Source organism: Burkholderia sp. FW306-1C-G01B, from assembly GCF_058781685.1.
The window spans coordinates 49,038-69,038 of record NZ_JBYSWZ010000002.1 but is presented as its reverse complement, the minus strand read 5'-3'; the positions used below and the strand labels follow the sequence as shown (position 1 = coordinate 69,038).

Below are 20,001 nucleotides of genomic sequence, written 5' to 3'. Positions count from 1 at the left end.
AGGACCGATGGCGTTCCCGGGCGGTTGAGACCGTTTATGAAACAAGGTCGCGAGACCTGCCTCTTTTTAGAAGGGAGCTCCACGAATGAACAAGACTCTGATCGTTGCAGCAGCTGCAGCATCGTTCGCTACCGTCGCTCACGCGCAAAGCAGCGTCACGCTGTACGGCGTGCTGGACGCAGGCATCACCTACACGAGCAACGTCCAACCGGCACTGGGTCAAGCTGGCAAGTCGCGTTGGGCGATGGGTTCGGGCATTGACCAGAGCCGTTTCGGCCTGCGTGGCTCGGAAGACCTGGGTGGCGGCCTGAAGGCAATCTTCACGTTGGAAAGCGGCTTCGGCATCGGTAACGGCAAGCTGGGCAACAACGGCGGCATGTTCAACCGCCAAGCTTTCGTCGGCCTGTCGAGCCAGTACGGCACGGTCACGCTGGGTAAGCAGTATGACGCAACGCAAGACTACCTGGCGCCGCTGACGGCAACGGGTTCGTGGGGCGGCACGTACTTCGCGCACCCGCTGAACCTCGACCGTCTGAGCACGACCGGCGATGTCGCATCGAACAACACGATCAAGTTCACGAGCGCGAACTACGCTGGCCTGCAATTCGGCGGCACGTACTCGTTCTCGAACAACACGAACTTCGGCAACAACCGTGCGTACAGCGCGGGCGTTGCATACCAGTTCCAAGGCCTGAAGCTCGCAGGTGCGTACTCGCAAGCGAACCTGGGTGACGGTACGAACGGCAACGGCGCAACGTCGTCGGCGATCGGTGGCCTCGCTAGCCAAGGCCGCGTCCGCACGTACGGTGCTGCTGCTGGCTATGCATTCGGTCCGGCACAAGTCGGCGCTGCATGGACGCAAGCGCGTCTCGACAACAATGCAGTCGGTGTGGGCACGCTGCGCACTGACAACTACGAAGTCAACGCGAAGTACAACCTGACGCCGGCTCTCGGCCTGGGCGCTGCTTACACGTACACGAACGCGAAGATCAACAACGGCAGCACGCACTGGAACCAGTTCGGCCTGCAAGCTGACTACGCACTGTCGAAGCGCACGGACGTCTACGCACAAGCTGTGTACCAGCGTGCAGCGAAGAACGGCATTGGCGCATCGATCTACAACGGCGACAGCTTCAGCAACAACCTGCCGAGCTCGTCGATCAACCAAACCGCAGCAACGGTTGGTCTGCGTCACCGCTTCTAAGCGTGACGGCGGGGTAACCCGCTTCGCAGCATCAAAAGGCGCCTTCGGGCGCCTTTTTTTTCATGTGCGGAATGTGATGTCGACGATTCGCGTCGTCCGGATGCAAAAAAAGCGAGGCCTGTGCCTCGCTTTTTTCGTTGTGCGCGGTTACGGCGCGGTGCCGGCGGCAGATGGCTCAGCGCGTGTATTCGCCGTTGGCTTCCGGCTGGAACACGATTGCGGCGACCTTCATCAGCTTTTCGACGCCGCTCGGCTGCATCACCTTGACCATCTGGCCGCGCTGGGTGCCCAGCAGTGCCATGCCGACGGGCGAGAAGACGTTCAGGCGGCCGAGCTCGAGATTGGCGGCGTCCGGATAAACAATCGTCCAGGTGGCCTGTTCGTGGGTCGATTCGTCGAGCAGCGTGATCTGCGAGTTCATCGTGACGACGTTCGCCTTGATTGCGTCGGGCTGGACGATATCGGCGCGTTCGAGCAGCGTATCGAGCATCGTCTGGAAGCGCGGGTTGTGTTCGGCGTGCTTCTCGAGGCGAGCAACGTCGAGTTCGGTCAACTGGTAAAGGCGTTGTTTCATGGCAGTTCTCCAAATGATCGGCAGGGGCAGGCGTGGCGTGCCTATGAGGATCGCCCGGAGCCTGTCTGACCTGGCTCCGGGAGGAGACCGAGCCGTCAGATCAGGCGCCGGGCAGGGGCGAGCGGCGCCTGGGCCGTGCGTCGAGCGAGTGGGTGCGCCGGATGGCCGGCGCGCGCGCGCACGCCGGCCGGGCCGGACGGCGAAACCGAGAGGGGCGTGAGCGCGTACATGGTGGATGGAATATCGACTGGCGAATAAAACCTTACGATTTTACAACACAACCTTCGGGATATGTGATCCGGCTGTTGGCGTTTCGTCAGCGATTGTTGTGCGGATGAAGCAAGTGTCAATGTCCTGGTCCATAAACAGTGGGCGATATTTTCCAAAATCGCAACGCTGTATGTTCAAACCAAGGGTTTTCCCTTGAGGTGGTGAGAACTACACTAGGTTCAATCGCTTCAGACAGTCCTGCCGAGGCGACGTCAAAACAGAACATATTCCGGAGGTAAATCATGAAGTCGATCATCTACGCAGCCATCGCCGCATCCGTCCTTGCGGCCCCGATCGCATCGTTTGCACAGGCAGACCAAGGGCTGACCCGCGACCAGGTCAAGGCCGAACTGGTGCAACTCGAACAGAACGGCTACAAGCCGCTGGCGAGCGATTCGCAATATCCGAGCGATATCCAGGCCGCCGAACAACGGATCCAGCCGAACCAGCCGATGCTCGCGCAGGCCGATACGAGCGGCTACGGTGCGGTGGCGACGAGTGCCGGACAAGCTGGCCGTCGCATGACGCGGGAAGCACCGAATCCCGTGAACTCGGTCTACTTCGGCAACTAAGCGAACGTCCCCGGTCTGCCCGAGCGCACCACTTAATCGACGAGACGCGCGTCGTCCGCGCGCGTCGTTCGCCCGCAGGAGCAGAACCTCCGTCGCCGCATTCCGGCGGCTTTCCGCCCAGACGCTTATGCGTTTGGGCCTTTTTTGCTGGAGCGGGTCAGACGGACGTAACCGCGGGCGTGCCGTGGATGTAGTGTTCGAGCTGGCTGATCGTGAACTGCTGATCGGCAATCACGCTCTTCACGAGGTCGCCGATCGAGATGAGGCCGATCAGCTTGCCGCCGTCGAGGACGGGCAGGTGGCGCATCCGGTGCTCGGTCATCAGCGCCATGCACTCGTCGGTGGACTGCGACGGTTCGACGTAGCGCACCTTCGCCGTCATGATTTCCTCGACGCGGGTGGCTTTCGATGAACGGTCCTGCAGGACGATCTTGCGCGCGTAGTCGCGCTCGGTGACGATGCCTGCGATGTCGTCGCCGTCCACGACCAGCAAAGCGCCGATGCCCTTTTCCGCCATCAGCTTGATGGCGTCGTAGACGAGGTCGTTCTTCTTGACGGTGTAGATGGTGCGGCCCGAATCCGGCTTGGCCTTGAGAATCTGCGCGACAGTCGTACTCATTCGCTTTCTCCGTGTGCAGGTCGATGCAGGGAAGGCAGGCGTGATGCGCGTCACCCGATGGACCCAGTATAGCCGGGCAGGCGGCAGTCGCGTGACGTTTCCAGATTAGCGGTAAACTCCCGTCACGCACTATCCACACAACTCCTACATTCCTGAACGTTTCGATTGAATTCATGATGTCTTTGCGTCCCCAATCGCCCACGCCGGGCAATGGCCAGGCCGACGAGTGCGTGACGCTCGTCGCCACTGCGTCGCTGCCTACGCGCTACGGTACGTTCACGTCATACGCATTCCGCGTGTCGGGCAGCGATGCCGAACATCTCGCGCTCGTGATGGGCGACGTGACCGGCGAGCAGTCCGTGCTGACGCGGCTGCATTCCGAATGCCTGACCGGCGACGTGTTCGGCTCATACCGCTGCGATTGCGGCGAGCAACTCGATCTCGCGTTGCGCTACATCGCGGCCGAAGACCGCGGCGTGCTGCTGTATCTGCGCGGCCATGAGGGGCGCGGGATCGGCTTGAGCAACAAGATTCGCGCATACGCGCTGCAGGAGCAGGGGCGCGACACCGTCGAGGCGAACCTCGACCTCGGCCTGCCCGACGACGCCCGCGAATACGACTCGGCCGCCGCGATCCTCCGTATCCTCGGCGTGACGTCGGTGCGCTTGATGAGCAACAACCCGAAGAAGTTCGACACGCTCGCGAAGCACGGCATTCCCGTCTGCGAACGCGTGGCGCTCGCGGTACCCGTGCGCGAGGAAAACGAGCGTTATATTCGTACGAAGCAGACGAAGTTCGGGCATTACTTCGAGGAAAACGAGTAGGGGAAGTTTGGGGCTAGTCCAGGCTGGTCCAAGTTGATCCGGGAATGTCTTTAGGTGGTTGAAATATAACGATATTTTAGGAATTCTCTGCGCTCCTGTCGTTGCATCGACGCTTGTTTCTGCTTGGCTAAACTTGCCGCATCGGCGTAGGTTTCAGTGGCGTTGTGCAGAGAACCTACGCTGCGGATGCTTCTCTTGGAAAAAACCTACGCCGAGGGAAGAATGCGTTTTGATGCCCGCATCGTCGCCAAGCTGCCGAACGGCGAGCACATGACCTTTGAGGGGTTTCCGGGGCTTCGCCTTCAAGCTTCGGCGAGTCGCAAATCCTGGACGTATCGCTACAAGTCGCCGGTCGACGGCCGCATGCGGCAGGTGAAGCTCGGCGAGTGGCCTGCGATGGCATTTGCTACAGCGATCTCCGCGTGGGAAAAGAGTCGCGCCGGGCGCGATTCTGGGGCCGAGCTTTCCGCTCCATGTCGAAAGCGGGAAGAGGCGGCCGCTCGTCCATCGCCGACCAGCTACACCGTCAGGGAGCTGTGCCGCGACTGTCTGGAAGGCCATGTGGAACCAAATCGGAAGACGAAGGGAGCAGTCGAGGTCGCCCGTATATTCAAGGCGATGCTGGGGCCTATTGCGGATGCGAGCGCCGCGACTATCACACGTGCCCAGGCGTTCGATTTCCTCGATTCATATCGGTAGACGCCGATGGTTGCGGCGCGCCTTCGCATGGAGCTTGGTGGTGCCTGGAACTACGCGCTTGATGCCGGGCGCCTTCCCGACACCACTGCGAATTGGTGGAAGGATGTCTTAAGAGGGCGATTGGAGAGCAAAGGGCGCAAGGTCGAGGGTAAATACACAGGGACGCAGAAACGAGTGCTCTCGGTGGACGAACTCGGCACATTGATCCGGTGGTTCCGGTTACGTCATCAACGGCACCAAGTCAATGATTTCGCTGGGCGGCTGGGCCAAGTACATCAACCTCACGGTGCACCTTGACGACAGCCTGACGACCTTCCTGGCGCCGACCAGGACTTCCGGGGTGGGTGCCTGTCTCCGAGGCCCTCACGGTGGGAATGAGGGCCGTGCCGCAGCATCACATCGAGATGCGCGACATGCGGCTCGACGCCGATGCTGTCCTCGGCGGGGTCGGCAATGGCGCGGCTGTTGCGACGCACGCTTTCCAGGCTGGCCGCTGGATGCTCGCTGCTGGAATCGTCGGAACGATGAAACGGTGCCTCCAGCTCGCCACACGTTACGTCTCGCGTCGTACCGTTGCGACCGGCCCGCTGTTGAGCAATGGCCGGAATGAGCAGATCCTGAGTGATTGCGTCGCTTCCATCGAGGCTGTTGATGCGGTAATACGCTTGATCTATGACGGCCTTGACGAGGGGCGCGTCGTTGATCCCACGTACTACACGGTATGCAAGATCGTCAGCGGCGAACTGTCGTGGAGCGTTATCGACACTTGCGTGCAACTCATGGGGTGGCGCGGATTCCTTGACTCGAACCCAGTCACGCAGAACTTCAGGGACTACCGAGTTCTTAGGGTCTTCGAGGGTTCCACGGACGGAATCTCCGGCTACCTCGGACGTTCAGTGCTGAAGAACCCAGGAAAGCTGCACATCCTCTTAACGGAGGACTTTCCGGATGCAGATTTTCTTGCACCCCTCTGGTCAGTTCTTGAGGAAGCGTCTGCAACATTCCCGTCACTTTCCCCGCAGTATCAGCACCGTCTCGCCGCCCGTACGGCCAATGCCGTGGCGTGGGCGGTGACCGCAGCAGCGCTCCAGAAGGAGGGCGGCGAAGTTCGCGCTCACACCTTCGAGTGGGCCACGCGTAGCCTCTCGGGTGCATTGCATGCCATGCGGCGATCGCACGACCAGGACGATAGCGTGGCCGCCTCCGCGAAGCTCTCGGAGCTCATCGGTTCCTACGAGGATCAGATCGGTGACATCGAGCAGACGTACGGTGGCGAGATACACACGTTCGATCCGCTCTTGCGGCGCACCGTGTAGGAGTCTTCGTGGCATCCCTTCTGGGCTGGCAGCTCGACATCTGGCGACGCCTTGATCTCGGCTTGCCGAATACGCCGGTCTACCTTGAAGGCGTATCCGAAACACGGAAATCCGGAAAGATCCCGGCGCTTTTTACAAGGGGAGAGGTGGCCTTCAGGACTTGAAACGGCGGTCGAGCTCCGCCTGGGCGAAAAATGCGCTCGCCAGTTTGAGAATCTCGTTGGTCCGGCGCAGTTCCTTGACCTCGCGCTCCAAGGCCTTGATGCATTCACGCTCGGCCGTACTCACGCCATCGCGCTCTCCACGGTCGACTTCGTCGCGCTTAACCCAATCCAACAGCGTCTGCGGTGTGCAGCCGATCATCGGCGCAATCGATTCGACTGCCGCCCACATCGACGGGTGCTCGCTACGCTGCTCGCGTACCAGGCGCACTGCGCGCTCTCGGACTTCCGGGGAAAACTTGCTTGACTTCTTGTTCTTGGCTCCATTCTCTCAAGAGTTGGAGCCTCCACAAAACTCGGGGCGATTCAAGGCGGTTTCGTGTAATGCAATGTCTGTATGTTTCAGGCACTTTTTTGTTGCATTCCGCTGTGAAGACTCTCTATACTGGAGCCGTCTTCGCAGTATTTTGCGATGACGATCATGATCCGCAGCATAGCGGAACAGGGAATCCATCTCGAAATCGCCATGTGTCATCACGCGACACGGTTCGGCGCTTCTCCCGTTTGAAAAAGAAGATGTGACCGTGTCCGTGCGGTCGCGGTCTCCGTTCGCGATACGCACGGTTCGTGCGAGTCGCTGCCGTCCGTCCATTCGATTCCGAAACGCCGTATGCAGGGAAGTTTCATATTTACTTCGTATTCCTGTTGAAACTGGCTCGCTCGCAAAGCGATTGGTCAGGGACATGAGGTTCGCAACGTTCCCGCGCAGTTCGTCAGACCGTTTGTTAAGTCAAACAAGACCGACATCGTCGATGCAGAGGCTAGCTGACATGAGCGACTCGACGACGCCTTCCGTGGTGGCAATGAGTGCCGCCGCAGCACTGCGTGTCGATGCCTCGGGCATCCCTCATCTTGCAGTGACAGTCGCGAGCGAGCGGCAGCGCGATAGGTTACTGAGCACGCTCAAAACCAGGTTCGGCGATGGACGACTTGTTGCTGATTTCACGGTCGTACGCGGCGCTCGTACCGATTGGTTTGACCATGTCGATACGTTACTCGTGTGCGGTGCCGAGTTAGCGCTGCGTGGTTTATTAATCGAGCTGGCGGGGGCTGCGGCAAGCGGCGGATGGCCTACTCGTTTGCGACAAGCTTTTGGGACGCAGTGACTGATCACGACGTTCGCTAGCGACGAGTGCGTGGATGTAGCAACTGAGCATTTCGCCGCGCGATGGTCGCGGCAATCGATGGTAGTCATCCGTGTGAGCCGAACGATCTGGGACACGCGCTGAATGCACAGATATCGATTTCGGGAGCTCCAAGGGCCATGTTCCGGCATCGGCGATTGAGAATCTCGATGAATCTGCACTGCTATTAAAGGCTTGCGCCGATGCCGGACACCCGGCCAACTTCGAGATAGCGAGATACATGGACTGCCTGGGTAACAGAAACGTGTTCATGAGGCTCGCGCGTAAGCGTGCAGAAGCATTGCTTGGCTAGTGGCAGGCGGGCACCTGAACGCGGGGATACGGAGCGGAAAAAACCATATCGAACGATTTAACAACCATTGGGAGATTTGAGAACCGTCGAATTGAATTTTCAGCTTAACCGTAAAACCTGTTAAGCCGCAGGCGATTTCTTGCGGACATCCTGTACTGAAGAGATTGATCATGAAGTTGCATATTAGGCGACCTCCTACCGCGGGCGCGGAGACTGGCGCAGTCGATACGGCGTATGGGGCGATCGAAGTGTCGGAGTCGGCGGACGCTTTCGCGAGTGCTGTGCATACTGTCCAGCCGCTTAGACCAGTGAGTGCTGTATTACCCCAAGGCAGCTCTCGGGTGGTTCAGACTGCGGAAATCGCAGAAGTTGACGCAATGATGACCCGCGATGCCCTGACCACCCTGCGAACGTTGCAGACGTTTTCTTACGTCGTGGCGCTACTGTTGCACCGTACGGAGCTGTCGTACTACATCACGCTTAGCCAGGACGGACGGCTCTGGCGCGCGTTGAATGCGGCGGAATTTGAATCAGCGGAGGTGGCCTTTCGACATTTCGAGGAGCAGGCGGTACGTCTCGCAGACGTTGAGTTGCGACGCACGCAGTTGGAAGCACAGAACGAGCACCTGGTCGCGATGATCGAGGAGTCGCAAGCGCAGGCGGAGCGGCTTCGCGCCGATCTCGACAATCATCTCGAGCAGGCACAGATTGTGAGTAACCGCCAACAGCAAGTTAGGAAGGAAGTGGCTCAACTCGAAGCACAGCGACTCGCGTCACAGGCGCAGCTAAACAAGGCAGTTCGCCTCATTCAACAGCTCCGTACAACTAGCAATGAACGTATTCCTAATTTGACCGTTCGTCGAATAGATATCTGAACATTGCGGAGACGTATTGAACAACCGGATTGGAAACCGGGCGATACCTAATCTCACAAATGATGTGCATGGTCGGCTTGGTGTCGGTTGCCATTCTACCCGTCGTTCGGCAATTGTACTCAGATGTAACGGGCTAACGGAGGACAGATGTCGAGTGAGTCATTACAGACGCTCCAAGCGCAACTATCTGCGCTCGAGGCAAGGATTGCGGTGCGACGCGCGGCAATCCGGAACGATGTCGTCGAGCAGATTGTCAAGCTCATGCGGGAATACGAAATCACCACGCGAGAGGTCGAAATACTGTTGAGCGTTGGGCAACGCAGGCGTATTCCACCACGATTTTGGGATCCCGATACGGGCGCGACGTGGTCAGGTCGCGGGAAGCGACCGCGTTGGATGCAAGGACGCGATCCGGAGGATTTTAGGCTCGAACCCGATAGCGATTCAGCCGGAGGGTATGCCGAAAAGAAAGAGGTATGAGCGCGGTGGATCGCGCGCGTAGCCAGTGGCGACGCGGTGGCGATGTCGATCCGACGAGATGAGGCACCGTCATCGTATCAATGACAATGAAAAGGGGGTATCAATGCCGTCTTGTTCGATCAGTCGTGCGGTGGTCCGGTGTGCGGTAATGGATGGAAATTCGGTTCGTCGGTATGAATTGGCCGATGCACTAGCAAAGTTTGGTTATATGACCGCAAAGCTAGATACGCGAGATGCGCTAGTGGAATATATGCGCGAAACCGTCGTTGATCTTGTTCTGGTGATGGAACCGACGCTTGACGAGTCGATCGCTCCGTGGGTCGAGCAACTCCGAAACGATCCTGCTTTTGCTGGAACGCCGTTGACCATCGTCGGAAGAGAGATTGAGAGTGAGATGGTCGCAGCCCTGATGGCTGGAGCAGATGTGTATCTTAACTGGCCCGTCTCGTACGAGCTGATCATTGCCCGACTCGGCGCTCTGTTACGTCGGGTCCGCAGACCTCATCTCAATTCAAGAAACCCGTCGCATGGTTCTTACATTTTTTTTTCTGGTAGTGACCGAGTCTGTCTCGGCCGGGAGCCGGTTCTGTTGACGAGAATGGAACATCGCGCCGCTCATTTGCTGTTTTCCCAGTACCTGTGTGTCGTCACATTTGAAGATCTGTGGCGCGCGATGTGGGAGGGTGTCTCGATGCAAAAGCCTCAACGGCACAACGTCCGCGTTCATATCTCACGATTGCGCAGCAAGCTCAAGTTGAATGGCGAGTACGGTTACCGTCTCATATCGGTGCGTGGCGAAGGATACAAGCTGGTATCTGCGGGCCAACGAAAAAGTGATAGCGCGTTGTCTCGGTCGGTCAATTACTGATTGCGCGCTGCGCGCATCGACAATCGAGAAGTGTTCGTACCGTTCAGCGACGCGCACGCTAAATGGGTTGTCGGCGACCCCGACAACACGCGGCACGAATGAAAAACGCTCGAGCAACCCTGTTTTTCAAGCATTGCTACGACGGAAAAAGGATGTCGGACGAGATTCCGTACTGTTCGCACGTCATGCAATGCCTGTAGGGCCCGGCAGCTGTTTTTTGTTGCATTCCGCTACGCAGGCTCTCTATACTGGAGCCGTCTTCGCGGTATGTTGCGACGACGATCATGATCCGCAGCATAGCGGAGCAGGGAATCCACTTCGAAATCGTCGTGTGCCGTCTCGCGGCACGATTCGGCGCTCCTCCCATTTGAAGCAATAATTGCGACCCGCCTTCGCCGGTCGCGGTTTTCGTTCGCCTTGCGCTCGGTTCGCGCGCGTGGCCGTCGTCTGCGCGTCGATTCGGAAACGTGGTGCCCCGCGAAGTCGCGTATTTATTTCGCATCCCGTAATAAATGGCGATATCGAAAAAAGGAATCAAAAGAGGGAAGCTTTTAAACCGCAAGGAGAATCCGTGTATGACGTATCCCGACATTCTTCGGACGTTGCACAGCCTGATTGCAGCGCCGCTCATCGAACAGACGCCGTCATTTCTCGGCGAAGCGAAAAGCGACGTGAGAGAGGCCGTCAACACGCTGCTGCCGAATCTGCTCGCCGCAATCGTTCACCGGGGGCTGTCGAGCCCTTCGGAAGCCACTGCCTTGATGGCTGTGTTCGACTCGCCTCGTCTCGATCCGGCACTGCCGCAAGCGAATCTGGATAATTTCTTTTCCGGCGGTACAGTAACTGAAACGCACATGACGACAGGAACCGCGCTACTCGCCGAACTTTTCGGGGATCGTATCCACGACATGGAGCGTGCTACGGCAAGCCTGGCGAACCTCAAGCTCGGAAGCGGCAGGGCACTGCTTGCGATGGTCGCACCGTTCGCTTTCGCCGTTCTCCGACATGCGTGGATGACCAGTGAAGAGGGGGCCGGCCGAGGGTCTCTTGTCCGCCTTCTGCACGCTCAGCGGCACGCCGTTCATCCGGCCCTGCAGGAGCGCTTTTTGTCGGCGCTCGGCATGCCGTCCGCGGCGACCTGGCTCGAATCGACCGCCGATCCCGACGCGGCTCTGACACGACCGCTCAGTGCGACCGCACAAACGCGCCTGGACGAAAGCAAGCGACGGCGTCGTGAGTTATGGTTGATCCTGCTGCTCTTGCTCGCGGTACTGCTCATGCTTGCCTATTGCTCGCATCACACGCCTGACACAACCGAGAAGGCGGCGGCATCGGCCGTTCCCGCATCGTCGTCACAACCGGCATCGTCCGCAACTGCGACATCGACCGCTCCCGAACTCGACCAGGCCTCCGAATCCGCGGCGAGTTCGCTTGAAAGCGTGAAGCCACAGGCCGGCACGGCGCCGCCTTTGCTCGACGTTCGCTTCGGTTATGCCAGTGCCGCGCTGCCCGACGATTTCAAGCAGGTCGCTTCGGAATGGGTGGCTTACGCGAAGGATCACCCGGATGCCCTGTTCGACGTGACGGGGTTCGCCGATGACACGGGCGGTCGAGCCTTGAACGAGCGCCTCGCGGACCGTCGCGCAGAAGCGGTCACGGCGGCGCTGGTGGCGGCCGGGGTCGATACGTCGCGGCTCTCGAAAGCTGCGTCCCGGATCGTGAGCCAGGCCACCGGTGCCGCGGCGGCCCGGCACGCCGAGGTCCGACCGAAACCGTGACATGTATGCCCGCCTTCCCGGTTCGATCGGACTGGGCAAGCTGCATGTCGTGCTGCAACCGGCCATGGGCTGGGAAGGCGGGCAACTGTACGAGTTCGTTTTCGGCGAAACCCACTATGGCGAGCCAGATAACTTCTGTCCACCGGAATACGTCGGTGGAGTGCCGGGATATGCCGACTTCCTCGAAGCGATCACCGATCCGACGCACGAGGAGCGGGACCAGTTCCTCGAGTGGTGTGGCGGTAGCTTCGATCTTGCCGCCTTCGATCTCGTGCTCGCGAATCGGCGGCTCTCAGAGGTCAAGTTCTGATCGTCATGACGGCCTCGGATGGACGCTTGTCATGAAGAGATAAAAAATTCAAAGCCATCGGAAGCGTCAAGGTCCGGTGCAAGGATTCGCAATCCACCTTCAATCGGATTCTCTCAAATGACGCTGTAGCGTTCGCTTATGGACATTGAAGGCCTGGGCGACTACGGCGAACGGGCCGAAGTAATGAACGATGAAACTGTAGGGGCCGCACACGAACCATGGCGTGCCGAGCAGGCAGTGGCCGTCAATCAGCGTTTCGTAGTGCAGCAGGTCGTGTTCGCGCATTGCGTCGAGGAAAACGAATGGCGGCTGCTCGGGAAAAGAACCAGGTCGAACGCGAATAACTTCCGTGGGCGGGACCGACCCGGACGGGGCATTGATTGAAGCACCGCCTCTGTTCGTGCGTAATGAGATGTCCGAATGTGCTGCTGCGCCGTCGCTTTTTGTTGCATTCCATTGGAAAGACACTCTATACTTGAATCACGCATCACAGCGTCTCGTGTGTGCCCATTATGATCCGCAGCATAGCGGAGCAGGGAATCCACCTCGAAATCGTCATGTGCCGTCTCGCGGCACGATTCGACGACTCATCCCGTTAAAGCCCTTGATGTGACCGATCTCCGTCGGTCGCGTTTCGCTCGTCCATACGCGATTCGTGCGTGTGGTGGCCGGCTGTCGTCTGTTCAATGGATTTATTTCCGGACGTTGCACGCCGGTAATCGATTTATCCGTTTTGAAGTTTGGATTCGAATGGAAGAGCAATAAAAAAGAAATTTATACACCACCGCAAGGAGAAACTGTGTATGACGTATCCCGACATTCTTCGGACATTGCATAGCCTGATTGCGACGCAGATCAGTGAACAGGCCCCTCTGTTTCTCGGAGAGGCGAAGAGCGATGTGAAGGATGCAGTCGATTCGCTTCTGCCGAATCTTCTTGCGGCAATCGTCCACCGGGGGCTGGCCACGCTCTCGGGTGCCGATGCGCTTACGGCCGTGCTCGACTCGCCGCGGCTGGACCGGTCGCTGGCGCGCACGAATCCGGACAATTTCTTTTCAGGTGGCGCGGCAACAAAAACCAACATGAAGGCCGGCTCGGCATTGCTCACCGAATTGTTCGGCGACCGTCTCCCCGCCATGGGCCATGCCGGCACGGCGCAACTGACCAAAGGGGCGTCTCAAGTCGTGAGCGAGACCGCCGACGCAGCCGCGGCCCGGCGCGCCGAGGTACGACCGAAACCGTGATATGCATACCCGATCCATATTTCGAACCGGCGTGCTTGCCTGGTCGTTGGCCTGCGGAGCGTGCGCACTGGCGCCCACCGATGGCCCGGCAACACGCGACATCGTCGCCGAGCAGCAGTCGCAGGCACGCATCAAGGTGGTCGACCTGACGCCGGACGCCGTCGGGCGGATGCGCATGCGCGACACACGTCGCACCTTCGCCGACCACTTCGAGCCCGCCCGGTCACGGACCGATGTGCTGGGACGCGGCGACATCGTGGCCATCACGATCTGGGAGGCTCCACCGGCGACGCTGTTCGGCAGTATGGACACGACCGGTTCGATGGCACCGGCCGCGGCGAAGGCCACCGCGTTGCCGGAGCAGACGATCGATTCGAACGGCAGGTTGATCGTGCCGTTCGCCGGCAGCATCGGCGCGGCCGGCATGACCATCCCTGAACTCGAATCGACGATTGTGAGCCGGCTGAAAGCGAAGGCGAACGAACCGCAGGTGCTGGTCCGAATCGTACGCAACACGACGGCGGACGTGACGGTGGTAGGCGACGTGGGCAGCAGCATGCGCGTGCCATTGACGCCCAAGGGCGAGCGTTTGCTCGACGCCCTTGCGGCAGCCGGTGGTGTGCGGCAATCGGTAACCAAGGTGACGGTGCAGATTACGCGGGGCGATCAGGTGTTTTCGATGCCGCTCGATGCGGTCATCCGCGATCCGCGCCAGAACATCGCGCTGCAGGCGGGTGATGTGGTCACGGCGCTCTACCAGCCGGTCAGCTTCATGGCGTTCGGCGCGACAGGCAAGAACGAGGAAATCGGCTTCGAGGGGCAGGGCATCTCGCTCGCGCAAGCCTTGGCGCGCTCGGGTGGCCTGCTCGATTCGAGAGCCGATGCGCGCGGTGTGTTCGTGTTTCGTCTCGAAGACGCGGCGTCACTAGCCGTTGCGCGAGACGAAGCCATGCCGGTCACCGCCGATGGGCGTGTGCCGGTGGTGTACCGCATCGACATGAAAGATCCGGCCAGCATGTTCATCGCGCAGCAGTTTTCCATGCGCGACAAGGACATGCTGTACGTATCGAATGCGCCCGTGGCCGACATACAGAAACTGGCCAACCTGTTCTATACGGTCGTATTTCCTGCGGTCAGCGTCGGCACGCAGTTCCGCTAGGCGGAGGCAACGGCATGGACATACCGGTCGGTTTTCCCGCGCAAGGCTCCCAAAGAACATACAGGTGGAATCCCAGCAAGATGCCGCGTTCGACTTCTTACAAGCTCACGCCTGCAAAGCTGCTGTTCGTGCTCACGGTCGTCATTCCGGTGACGGTCGCGGTCGTCTACTACGGCTTCATCGCAGCCGACGTGTACGTGTCGGAAAGCCGCTTTGTCGTGCGTAGCGAGCAACGCCAGCCGGGCGGTTCGCTGCTCGGTTCCTTCCTCGCGGAGAGCAGTCTGGGCCGCGCGCAGGACGATGCCTGGATCGTGAACGACTACGTCCTCTCGATGGATGCGCTCAAGACCCTCGACCACGAAATCCAGCTTCGCAAACGGGTTGGCGATCCCCACGGAGACATCGTCAGCCGCTTTCCGCAGTTCGGCAGCGCGGATGCGACGTACGAGAAATTCCTCGACTACTATCGGGATCGTATCGTTGCCGTGGTCCACGACAGCACGACCAGTATCACGACACTCAGGACCTCGGCCTTCGATCCGCGTTCGGCGCGCGATATCAACGAGCACCTGCTGACGATGAGCGAGGCGCTCGTCAACGAACTCAACCGGCGTGCGCGCCAGGACGAGATGCAGTACGCGTCCGCGATGGTCCAGGAGGCCCAGGACCGCGTGAAGTCGGCGGCACTTGCATTGAGCGAATACCGCATGAGCTACGCGGTATTCGATCCGGACCGGCAGTCCGCCCTGCAACTGCAACTGGTCGGCAAGCTGCAGGACGAGATGCTGGCTACCCGTGCGAGGCTTGCCGAGGTTGAATCGCTGTCTCCCGACAATCCGCAGATACGGCCGCTGAAAACCCGCATCGCGGCAATCGGATACGAGATGGCAGCAGTCTCCACCCAGGTGATGGGTAGGGGCGACGGCAGCTTCGCGGCAAGGAGCCGCGAGTTCGAGCGCCTGAGCATCGAGAAGCAGTTTGCCGAGCGGCAGCTCGCAAGCGCGCTCGCATTGCAGGAGCAGGCCCGCAGCGAGGTGGCGAAAAAGCAGCTCTATATCGCACGCGTCGTGCAACCGCGTCTGCCCGATGCCGCCGAAGAGCCGAAACGCCTGCGCGCCATTCTCATCGTGCTGACGATGGGGCTCGTGACATGGGGGCTGCTCGCGCTGCTGCTTTCCGGTATCCGTGAACACACGCTCGAGTAACACCCATGTTCGCCACTCCGTTCCGCGACTCCCTGGCCATTCAAACGCGCGTCATTGCGGCGTTGTTCATGCGCGAGATCATCACGCGCTTCGGAAGGCACAACATCGGCTTTCTGTGGTTGTTCGTCGAACCCATGACGTTCACGCTCGGCATTGCGGGCCTGTGGTACATCACGCGGTCCACGCACGGTCATCACGTACCCATCGTGGAATTCGCGCTGACCGGCTATTCGACCGTCCTGCTGTGGCGCAACTGCGCAACGCGCTGCGTGGGCGGTCTCACGCCCAACCTCAGCTTGCTGTTCCATCGCAACGTGAAGCCGATCGACGTCTTCCTTGCCCGCATCCTGCTCGAAGTGGTGGGCGCGACCTGTTCTTTCTATCTTCTCGCAATCGTGTTCCATGTGACGGGGCTCTCGGAGTTGCCCCAGCACGCCGGTCGCGTGATCGCCGCGTGGTTGCTGACCACGTATCTTTCCGTGGGGCTCGGCGTGTTCGTGGGCGCGGTCAGCGAACTTTCCGAAATGGTGGAGCGCGTGTGGCACACCGTCACGTATCTGCTGTTCCCGTTTTCCGGTGCGGTATTCATGGTGGACTGGCTGCCGCCTGCCGCACGCGACGCGGTGCTGTTGCTGCCGTGGGTACATGGCGTCGAAATGCTGAGAAGCGGTTTCCTCGGTGAGGGTTACACGTGGCACTACAGCGTGGCGTACATGGTGACGGTCTCGTCGGTCCTGTTTCTCGCCGGGCTGCTGGTCCTGCGGCTCGTTCATCGACGCGTGGAGGCGGGATGATCCAGCTCGACGGAGTGACGAAGATCTATCCGGCCCGCGGCGGGAGGAAGGTCGTTCTCGACGATGTGAACTTCGTGCTCGAAAGAGGGCAGAAGATCGGCATTCTCGGCCCGAACGGTGCCGGCAAGTCCACGTTGATCCGCCTGTTGGCGGGAGTCGAGCAGCCGACAAGCGGCGCCATCCGCCGTCATATGAGCCTTTCATGGCCGCTCGCGTTCGGCGGCGCGTTCCAGAGCAGCCTGACCGGGCTCGACAACCTGCGCTTCATCTCGCGGGTGTACGGCTGCGACGAATCGAAGATGCGTGCATTCGTCGACGAGTTTTCCGGACTGGGCAGTTACCTGCGCGAGCCGATCAAGGTCTACTCCAGCGGCATGCGCGCTCGGCTCGCGTTCGCGTTGTCGATCGCGGTGGAGTTCGACTGCTTTCTGATCGACGAGGTCATTGCGGTGGGCGACCAGCAGTTTCAGGAGCGCTGTCGCGAGGAGCTGTTCGTCAAGCGGGGCGACCGTTCGATGATCCTCGTTTCGCACGACCCCAATCTCATCCGTCAGCATTGCACGTTCGCGGCGGTGCTGAACGCGGGAAAACTGACCGTCTGCGATTCGGTGGACGAGGCATGGGCGCGATATTGCGGCCAGCCTGTCAAGGAAACGGCGGCCGGCGACGGTGCCGACACTACAACTCAACCGGGGGAATGAGGGTGAAAGGCGACAAGCCAAAACTCGCTGTGATCAGTACGTATGACGAACTGTGCGGCATCGCCAGTTATGCGCGTGCCATCGTGCGGCAGCTGTCGCCGTGGTTCGACATCACGGTGTTCGACCTCGACCAGTACGTGTTCCGTCACCGCAGCCGCCGGATACGCAAGATGGCCAATCTGGAAATCGAGCGCATCTGCAAGGAGCTGAAGGGGTTCGATTGCGTCAATGTCCAGCTCGAGCACGGCATATTCGGGCGCAACAAGCGCGATGCGTACCGGCGTATCTGCCGGATCATTGCGGCAGCGCCGCAGCTTTGCATCACGTTCCATACCGTGTTCGAGAGCGAAGGGACCAACTGGAAGGCCGTGCGTGCCCTGCTGCGGGAGTTTGAGCTGGGCAAGGCGTGGTCGGAGATGATCGGCTCGCGGCAGGAAAGCAGTCTGCTCGGGCAGGGCATCTACAGTGCCATCCGGCGCGCGCAGTGGCGCAAGAATGTGAGCGTCGTGGTCCATACGCGCCGCGAGGCGAAGACGATGAAGCTCGTCGAGCGCATCTCGCACGTCCACGATCATCCGCTCGCCTACTACTCCGACGCGGACGCACAGGGCTACACGGCCAAGGCGACGCGCGACAGCTTTCCGTTGCTCGGCAGTCTCGGCAAGGACGACGTGCTGCTCGGCTGCTTCGGATTCACCGGCAGCTACAAGGGCATCGACACGGCGCTGCGCGCACTGCACCTGCTTCCCGACAACTATCACCTCGCCATTTTCGGCGGAGTGCATCCCGAGGCGATCCAGCAGGGCGTGCCGCTCGATCCCTACATCGCCGAACTGCTGAGGATCGTGAGCCCCGGGCGCAACTGGCTCGAGGACATCGGAACCGGGCACGGCAAGGCAATCAGTCTCACGACCTCGGTGGACGATCTGCTGCGCCTCGCGCGCACACGTCACGTTTCCGATATCTCGCGCCGCACCCACTTCATGGGCCCGATGAGCGATGAGCAGTTTCCGCACGCCATGGCGGTGTGTGATGCGGTGCTGCTGCCTTATCTGGAAGTTGGGCAGTCCGCTTCCGGTCCGATGTCGATGGCGGTCAATCTGAACCGTCCGGTCATCGCGACGCGCACGAAAACGTTCATGCAGTTTTCGCGCTACTACCCGGGCCGCGTCGAACTCTTCGACATCGGCAACTACCTGCAGCTCAGCCAGATCATCGAGGCGGGCATGTTCAGAGGGAATGGCGTGCAGCGCATGGAGAACGAGCCGGACACATCGACCAACGTCGAGACGTACCGCAAAGCGTTGTTCGCCACGGCGGCGACGTGAGGCGGAAAACACCTATCAACGCGACAGGGAGAGCGTAATGGAACGCAGGGCAATCGTGACGGGTGTGAGCGGCCAGGATGGTGCGTATCTGGCGAAGCTGCTGCTCGAGAAGGGTTACAAGGTGTTCGGAACGTATCGCAGAACGAGTTCGGTGAACTTCTGGCGCCTGGCGGAACTGGGCATCGAAACACATCCGAGGCTCGAGCTCGTCGAGTATGACCTCACGGACCTCGGCGCCAGCGTGCGCCTGCTGCAAAAGACCTGCGCCGACGAGGTCTACAACCTCGCGGCACAGAGCTTCGTCGGCGTGTCGTTCGAGCAGCCGGTCACCACTGCGGAAATCACCGGCATCGGCCCGCTGAATCTTCTCGAAGCGGTTCGTGTTGCGCGTCCCGAGGCGCGTTTCTACCAGGCCAGCACGTCCGAGATGTTCGGACACGTGCAGGCCGTGCCGCAAACCGAGAACACACCTTTTTATCCGCGCAGTCCCTATGGCGTAGCCAAGCTTTTTGCACACTGGATGACCGTCAATTATCGCGAGAGCTACAACCTCTTTGCGTCCAGCGGGATTCTTTTCAATCACGAGTCGCCGCTGCGCGGGCGCGAGTTCGTCACGCGCAAGGTGACGGATTCTTTCGCGAAGATGCGCCTGGGCAAGCTCGACGTGCTCGAACTCGGCAATCTCGAGGCAAAGCGCGACTGGGGTTTCGCGCAGGAGTATGTGGAAGGGATGTGGCGCATGCTCCAGGCCAGTCGTCCGGATACCTACGTCCTTGCCACCGGCCGCACCGAGACGGTGCGTGACTTCGTCACGCTGGCAGCCCGTGCTGCGGGATTTCATCTCGAGTGGGAAGGCCGGGCACAGAACGAAGTGGGCATCGACGCGAAAACGGGCCACGTCGTCGTGCGCGTGAATCCAAGGTTCTACCGTCCGGCGGAAGTCGATCTGCTCATTGGCGATGCGACGAAGGCCGAACGCGAACTCGGCTGGAAGCCGACGATGACGCTCGAACAGCTGTGCCAGATGATGGTCGACGCCGACATCCGGCGCAACGAAAACGGGTACTCGTTTTGATGTTCGCTTCGTCCGCCTGAGCATGGCATGGCCGAACGCACCGGCCGTGTTCGTGACAGGCAGGGGGGGCTCACGTCGTTGCGCGGCAGTTCCATTCGACTCGCTAACTTTTGGACTCCTATGAATACGCTTTTTGTGCTTTTGCTGAAAACCGTGCTGCTTACGGTGGTCATGTATCTCTCGGTGAGCGCGTTGGGATGCTCGCCCATCGTGTCTCTGGTGCTCGCGTCGATTCCGCTCGTATTCATGATGCTCAGCGTCTATACCGGGTTCGCCTTTCGGCTGGTGGCCTTCGTCTTTCTGGTTGCCTGTGCGAAGACCCTGATCGTGGGCGAAAACGTGACGGCTAAGCAGGCTGCCAGCGCGTTGAGGAGCGCGGCGAGCGAAGTCAACGAAACGCTGCGTACCGTCAGGCCCTGAAAAGCGCATTCGTGGGCGCGCAGTGCCA

The 20,001-nt window shown here is 60.2% G+C and carries 22 protein-coding genes and 3 pseudogenes; 21 read left to right on the top strand and 4 right to left on the bottom strand.

Going from position 1 to position 20,001, the window contains the following annotated elements:
* Positions 1-85: 85 nt before the first annotated feature.
* Positions 86-1,204, top strand: coding sequence for a porin (locus AC3WLY_RS04515; RefSeq protein WP_175959472.1), 1,119 nt, complete (start codon positions 86-88; stop codon positions 1,202-1,204).
* A gap of 175 nt (positions 1,205-1,379) precedes the next feature.
* Here the strand turns inward: AC3WLY_RS04515 and AC3WLY_RS04510 are convergent, their stop codons facing one another.
* Positions 1,380-1,778: a GreA/GreB family elongation factor gene (locus AC3WLY_RS04510; protein WP_175959471.1), complete on the bottom strand. Its 399-nt coding sequence runs from the start codon at positions 1,776-1,778 to the stop codon at positions 1,380-1,382.
* A gap of 512 nt (positions 1,779-2,290) precedes the next feature.
* On the opposite strand from AC3WLY_RS04510, the gene AC3WLY_RS04505 reads away from it, so the two are divergent.
* Positions 2,291-2,620, top strand: coding sequence for a DUF4148 domain-containing protein (locus tag AC3WLY_RS04505; RefSeq protein WP_175959470.1), 330 nt, complete (start codon positions 2,291-2,293; stop codon positions 2,618-2,620).
* 157 nt (positions 2,621-2,777) lie between these two features.
* On the opposite strand, the gene AC3WLY_RS04500 is transcribed toward AC3WLY_RS04505, so the two are convergent.
* A complete protein-coding gene (locus AC3WLY_RS04500) occupies positions 2,778-3,239 on the bottom strand; it encodes a CBS domain-containing protein (RefSeq protein ID WP_072442482.1) in 462 nt (153 codons plus the stop codon).
* A 173-nt stretch (positions 3,240-3,412) separates the two neighbouring features.
* Between AC3WLY_RS04500 and ribA the strand changes: the two genes are divergently transcribed.
* The 4 genes and pseudogenes from ribA to AC3WLY_RS04480 all read left to right on the top strand — a co-directional run bounded on the left by ribA (position 3,413) and on the right by AC3WLY_RS04480 (position 6,242).
* Positions 3,413-4,063, top strand: coding sequence for a GTP cyclohydrolase II (ribA, locus tag AC3WLY_RS04495; RefSeq protein WP_034180409.1), 651 nt, complete (start codon positions 3,413-3,415; stop codon positions 4,061-4,063).
* Positions 4,064-4,285: 222 nt separating this feature from the next.
* Positions 4,286-4,975 (top strand): annotated as a pseudogene (locus AC3WLY_RS04490) (tyrosine-type recombinase/integrase); the annotation flags it as partial.
* A 170-nt stretch (positions 4,976-5,145) separates the two neighbouring features.
* Positions 5,146-6,078 carry an acyl-CoA dehydrogenase family protein gene (locus AC3WLY_RS04485; protein WP_492308204.1) on the top strand — a complete coding sequence of 311 codons (933 nt, stop codon included), beginning with the start codon at positions 5,146-5,148 and terminating at the stop codon, positions 6,076-6,078.
* An 8-nt stretch (positions 6,079-6,086) separates the two neighbouring features.
* On the top strand, positions 6,087-6,242 hold the full coding sequence (locus AC3WLY_RS04480; protein ID WP_492308236.1) for a hypothetical protein: 156 nt from the start codon (positions 6,087-6,089) through the stop codon (positions 6,240-6,242).
* Here AC3WLY_RS04480 and AC3WLY_RS04475 read toward each other — a convergent pair.
* A pseudogene (locus tag AC3WLY_RS04475) lies at positions 6,233-6,510 on the bottom strand (transposase); the annotation flags it as partial. The gene AC3WLY_RS04480 and the pseudogene AC3WLY_RS04475 overlap by 10 nt on opposite strands.
* Positions 6,511-6,948: 438 nt before the next feature.
* Between AC3WLY_RS04475 and AC3WLY_RS04470 the strand changes: the two are divergent.
* The 7 genes and pseudogenes from AC3WLY_RS04470 to AC3WLY_RS04440 all read left to right on the top strand — a co-directional run.
* Positions 6,949-7,062, top strand: a pseudogene (locus AC3WLY_RS04470) (IS110 family transposase); the annotation flags it as partial.
* A gap of 7 nt (positions 7,063-7,069) precedes the next feature.
* The gene (locus AC3WLY_RS04465; protein ID WP_492308205.1) at positions 7,070-7,405 is read left to right on the top strand and encodes a hypothetical protein; all 336 of its coding nucleotides are present in this window, start codon (positions 7,070-7,072) and stop codon (positions 7,403-7,405) included.
* Positions 7,406-7,906: 501 nt separating this feature from the next.
* Positions 7,907-8,611: a DUF2968 domain-containing protein gene (locus AC3WLY_RS04460; RefSeq protein WP_492308206.1), complete on the top strand. Its 705-nt coding sequence runs from the start codon at positions 7,907-7,909 to the stop codon at positions 8,609-8,611.
* 147 nt (positions 8,612-8,758) lie between these two features.
* Positions 8,759-9,091, top strand: coding sequence for an H-NS histone family protein (locus AC3WLY_RS04455; protein ID WP_492332645.1), 333 nt, complete (start codon positions 8,759-8,761; stop codon positions 9,089-9,091).
* 148 nt (positions 9,092-9,239) lie between these two features.
* Positions 9,240-9,959 carry a winged helix-turn-helix domain-containing protein gene (locus AC3WLY_RS04450; RefSeq protein WP_310133129.1) on the top strand — a complete coding sequence of 240 codons (720 nt, stop codon included), beginning with the start codon at positions 9,240-9,242 and terminating at the stop codon, positions 9,957-9,959.
* Between the two features lie 575 nt (positions 9,960-10,534).
* Positions 10,535-11,737, top strand: a complete 1,203-nt coding sequence (locus tag AC3WLY_RS04445; RefSeq protein ID WP_492308207.1) for an OmpA family protein — start codon at positions 10,535-10,537, stop codon at positions 11,735-11,737.
* 1 nt (position 11,738) lies between these two features.
* Positions 11,739-12,047 carry a plasmid pRiA4b ORF-3 family protein gene (locus AC3WLY_RS04440; RefSeq protein WP_492308208.1) on the top strand — a complete coding sequence of 103 codons (309 nt, stop codon included), beginning with the start codon at positions 11,739-11,741 and terminating at the stop codon, positions 12,045-12,047.
* 99 nt (positions 12,048-12,146) lie between these two features.
* Here AC3WLY_RS04440 and AC3WLY_RS04435 read toward each other — a convergent pair whose 3' ends face one another.
* Entirely contained in the window at positions 12,147-12,515 is a 369-nt protein-coding gene (locus tag AC3WLY_RS04435; protein ID WP_492308209.1) for a hypothetical protein, read from the bottom strand.
* 335 nt (positions 12,516-12,850) lie between these two features.
* Between AC3WLY_RS04435 and AC3WLY_RS04430 the strand changes: the two genes are divergently transcribed.
* The 8 genes from AC3WLY_RS04430 (at position 12,851) to AC3WLY_RS04395 (ending at position 19,973) form a co-directional block, all read left to right on the top strand.
* The gene (locus AC3WLY_RS04430; RefSeq protein WP_492308210.1) at positions 12,851-13,291 is read left to right on the top strand and encodes a DUF937 domain-containing protein; all 441 of its coding nucleotides are present in this window, start codon (positions 12,851-12,853) and stop codon (positions 13,289-13,291) included.
* Between the two features lies 1 nt (position 13,292).
* Positions 13,293-14,450, top strand: a complete 1,158-nt coding sequence (locus tag AC3WLY_RS04425) for a polysaccharide biosynthesis/export family protein (RefSeq protein ID WP_492308211.1) — start codon at positions 13,293-13,295, stop codon at positions 14,448-14,450.
* Between the two features lie 80 nt (positions 14,451-14,530).
* A complete protein-coding gene (locus tag AC3WLY_RS04420; protein WP_310140654.1) occupies positions 14,531-15,655 on the top strand; it encodes a hypothetical protein in 1,125 nt (374 codons plus the stop codon).
* Positions 15,656-15,660: 5 nt separating this feature from the next.
* Complete coding sequence (locus AC3WLY_RS04415; RefSeq protein WP_492308212.1) at positions 15,661-16,449, top strand: ABC transporter permease; 789 nt, start codon at positions 15,661-15,663, stop codon at positions 16,447-16,449.
* A complete protein-coding gene (locus tag AC3WLY_RS04410; protein WP_492308213.1) occupies positions 16,446-17,150 on the top strand; it encodes an ABC transporter ATP-binding protein in 705 nt (234 codons plus the stop codon). The genes AC3WLY_RS04415 and AC3WLY_RS04410 overlap by 4 nt, the downstream gene beginning before the upstream one ends.
* Positions 17,147-18,478 carry a glycosyltransferase family protein gene (locus tag AC3WLY_RS04405; protein WP_492332644.1) on the top strand — a complete coding sequence of 444 codons (1,332 nt, stop codon included), beginning with the start codon at positions 17,147-17,149 and terminating at the stop codon, positions 18,476-18,478. Before AC3WLY_RS04410 ends, AC3WLY_RS04405 begins: the two co-directional genes overlap by 4 nt.
* Before the next feature lie 37 nt (positions 18,479-18,515).
* Positions 18,516-19,553: a GDP-mannose 4,6-dehydratase gene (gmd, locus tag AC3WLY_RS04400; protein ID WP_492308215.1), complete on the top strand. Its 1,038-nt coding sequence runs from the start codon at positions 18,516-18,518 to the stop codon at positions 19,551-19,553.
* A 27-nt stretch (positions 19,554-19,580) separates the two neighbouring features.
* Positions 19,581-19,973: a hypothetical protein gene (locus tag AC3WLY_RS04395; protein ID WP_492308216.1), complete on the top strand. Its 393-nt coding sequence runs from the start codon at positions 19,581-19,583 to the stop codon at positions 19,971-19,973.
* Positions 19,974-20,001 lie beyond the last annotated feature (28 nt).

What these genes read in the sequence shown, in the direction of transcription:
- AC3WLY_RS04515 (WP_175959472.1), top strand. Translation starts at nt 86, where the DNA reads ATGAACAAGACTCTGATCGTTGCAGCAGCTGCAGCATCGTTCGCTACC.
- AC3WLY_RS04510 (WP_175959471.1), bottom strand. Translation starts at nt 1,778, where the DNA reads ATGAAACAACGCCTTTACCAGTTGACCGAACTCGACGTTGCTCGCCTC.
- AC3WLY_RS04505 (WP_175959470.1), top strand. Translation starts at nt 2,291, where the DNA reads ATGAAGTCGATCATCTACGCAGCCATCGCCGCATCCGTCCTTGCGGCC.
- AC3WLY_RS04500 (WP_072442482.1), bottom strand. Translation starts at nt 3,239, where the DNA reads ATGAGTACGACTGTCGCGCAGATTCTCAAGGCCAAGCCGGATTCGGGC.
- ribA (WP_034180409.1), top strand. Translation starts at nt 3,413, where the DNA reads ATGATGTCTTTGCGTCCCCAATCGCCCACGCCGGGCAATGGCCAGGCC.
- AC3WLY_RS04465 (WP_492308205.1), top strand. Translation starts at nt 7,070, where the DNA reads ATGAGCGACTCGACGACGCCTTCCGTGGTGGCAATGAGTGCCGCCGCA.
- AC3WLY_RS04460 (WP_492308206.1), top strand. Translation starts at nt 7,907, where the DNA reads ATGAAGTTGCATATTAGGCGACCTCCTACCGCGGGCGCGGAGACTGGC.
- AC3WLY_RS04455 (WP_492332645.1), top strand. Translation starts at nt 8,759, where the DNA reads ATGTCGAGTGAGTCATTACAGACGCTCCAAGCGCAACTATCTGCGCTC.
- AC3WLY_RS04450 (WP_310133129.1), top strand. Translation starts at nt 9,240, where the DNA reads ATGGATGGAAATTCGGTTCGTCGGTATGAATTGGCCGATGCACTAGCA.
- AC3WLY_RS04445 (WP_492308207.1), top strand. Translation starts at nt 10,535, where the DNA reads ATGACGTATCCCGACATTCTTCGGACGTTGCACAGCCTGATTGCAGCG.
- AC3WLY_RS04440 (WP_492308208.1), top strand. Translation starts at nt 11,739, where the DNA reads ATGTATGCCCGCCTTCCCGGTTCGATCGGACTGGGCAAGCTGCATGTC.
- AC3WLY_RS04430 (WP_492308210.1), top strand. Translation starts at nt 12,851, where the DNA reads ATGACGTATCCCGACATTCTTCGGACATTGCATAGCCTGATTGCGACG.
- AC3WLY_RS04425 (WP_492308211.1), top strand. Translation starts at nt 13,293, where the DNA reads ATGCATACCCGATCCATATTTCGAACCGGCGTGCTTGCCTGGTCGTTG.
- AC3WLY_RS04420 (WP_310140654.1), top strand. Translation starts at nt 14,531, where the DNA reads ATGCCGCGTTCGACTTCTTACAAGCTCACGCCTGCAAAGCTGCTGTTC.
- AC3WLY_RS04415 (WP_492308212.1), top strand. Translation starts at nt 15,661, where the DNA reads ATGTTCGCCACTCCGTTCCGCGACTCCCTGGCCATTCAAACGCGCGTC.
- AC3WLY_RS04410 (WP_492308213.1), top strand. Translation starts at nt 16,446, where the DNA reads ATGATCCAGCTCGACGGAGTGACGAAGATCTATCCGGCCCGCGGCGGG.
- AC3WLY_RS04405 (WP_492332644.1), top strand. Translation starts at nt 17,147, where the DNA reads ATGAGGGTGAAAGGCGACAAGCCAAAACTCGCTGTGATCAGTACGTAT.
- gmd (WP_492308215.1), top strand. Translation starts at nt 18,516, where the DNA reads ATGGAACGCAGGGCAATCGTGACGGGTGTGAGCGGCCAGGATGGTGCG.
- AC3WLY_RS04395 (WP_492308216.1), top strand. Translation starts at nt 19,581, where the DNA reads ATGGCCGAACGCACCGGCCGTGTTCGTGACAGGCAGGGGGGGCTCACG.